The sequence below is a fragment of the Priestia sp. P5_B4 genome (assembly GCF_056400385.1).
This window is the reverse complement of record NZ_JBFULJ010000702.1, coordinates 1-1,995: the sequence shown is the minus strand read 5'-3', so window position 1 is coordinate 1,995 and position 1,995 is coordinate 1. Positions and strand designations below refer to the sequence as shown.

The window sequence follows — 1,995 nt, the reverse complement described above, 5'->3', positions numbered from 1 at the left end:
ACCCATTTATGGAGGGCAGGATATTAATCGTCARATCAAAGCCCTTAARAAYAGACCRCATATTATYTCRGCAACYCCWGGACGYCTTAWGGACCATATGAAAAGAAGAACCATYCGTTTAARTCATATTCGTACRGCTGTTCTGGATGAAGCAGATGAGATGTTAAAYATGGGYTTTATTGAAGATATCCAAACGATTCTTGGTGGMATCTCTTCTCCCCAYCAAACCTTRCTATTTTCAGCAACCATGTCGAAGCAAGTACAAAGTYTRGCSCAGAAATTTATGAACRMTCCTGAACTYGTAAAAGTAAAARCGAAGGAGTTAACRGTAAAGAAYATYGAGCARCRWTATRTRGAAATTYCWGAGAATCGAAAATTTGATGTTCTTTGYAATCTYGTAGATCTTCAATCACCAGACCTTGCTATTGTGTTTGGACGMACAAAAAAACGTGTGGATGAACTTGCTGAAGGGCTAAAAAARCGTGGRTATGCAGCAGAAGGCATTCAYGGAGAYCTKACCCAATCMAAACGTGCCGATGTGATTCGTCAATTCAAGGATCATACGATTGAGATTATGGTCGCAACCGACGTTGCAGCAAGGGGACTTGATATTACAGGTGTTAGTCATGTCTATAATTTTGATATTCCTCAGGATCCTGAAAGCTATGTTCATCGTATTGGTCGAACAGGACGGGCAGGTACTAAGGGATTGGCGGTTACATTTATAACCTCGAGAGAACGTCATCACTTAAAAGTGATTGAAAATGTCACAAAAACAAGAATGTCTAGACAATCACCTCCTACTTCTAGTGAAGTAATGGCAGGACATCAGGAAGCAATCATACACCGCGTTTTGAACACCATCGACAAGAGAGAGTTCGGGGAATATAAACCTGTGGCGGAAAAGTTATTAGAAGAAGTGGATTCTGTTACCTTATTGTCAGCTACTTTAAAGCTCTTAACAAAAGAATCGAATATGGCTCCTGTCCAATTAACTGAAGTGGCACCACTTCGTAATGAAAAGGCAAAAACGGAGCGTAAGAGAAGTAAAGGCAGAAAAGAAACAGTATGGCGTGAAAAAAAGTATAGAAAATAATCCCTTACTGTTTTATGACTATGTAGTTCATTAGTAGATATTGAGATTTATCACACTGTAAGGTGTCAAAATACAACTATCCCTTTGTGAACCAACTATCGAAGAAAGGTCGCTTATTTTTTTAACACATATACCAGAAAACCTATACGAATTGATGTAAGCCTTTCTCAGCTTCATTATAAGAATCACACGGAAACTTTAATTGTTAATCCTTATGATTGTGGAGAACTAAAAAAATATCAGGCAAAAGAACTGGGTAAAAATAAAGAATCTTAGGAGATTTAAATTATGCCTTAAGATAAATTTTATTATTTCTGATATGAGAGAGGATGAGGGCTATGAGCGTAAAACTATTTAGTAATGGAGAAATAGTAAACATAAGAGTATCGAATGAATTAGTGATAATCTTAAAAAGTCATTATGTAAAAAACATGAAAAGATACTCTTATACTGTCAATAAATATCCAAGTACTTTTTTCTTTGAAGAAGAATTAATGAAGCAAGAATAATAAGTAGATAAAGAGGTGCTACACCTATGCTTAAATTTAAAGTTRTTTTTGAATTTATAAATGGCAGGACAAAGGAATTAAAATTTGAAGCCACMTCAAAGAAAGAAGTYATTAGTCATATAACAAAAYATGAAARATTYRTTTCGAATGAAAAAGAGCTAGTGCAYAKCAATTTAAATAATGTGGTRCAGTTTATRGTTACAGAAGAAAAATAAGAATAATAAAAATAGGCATCTATTAATTGGGGTGCTTTTTATTTTGATAGAAATACTGATTTAAGAAATAAGCAACACTATAAGGTTTAGAGCTTTTTGATTCCATGACGTGTCATCAGTGTCCTTTTTTATTTTGAGAAAACAGGGAATTTTTTAAGACTCGTCGTATTAATAT

The 1,995-nt window shown here is 34.5% G+C and carries 1 protein-coding gene; it reads left to right on the top strand.

Annotation, left to right across the window (positions count from 1 at the left end; genetic code table 11):
• The first annotated feature begins 4 nt into the window (after positions 1-4).
• Positions 5-1,096, top strand: coding sequence for a DEAD/DEAH box helicase (locus tag AC1DRF_RS24900; RefSeq protein ID WP_477741954.1), 1,092 nt, complete (start codon positions 5-7; stop codon positions 1,094-1,096).
• Positions 1,097-1,995 lie beyond the last annotated feature (899 nt).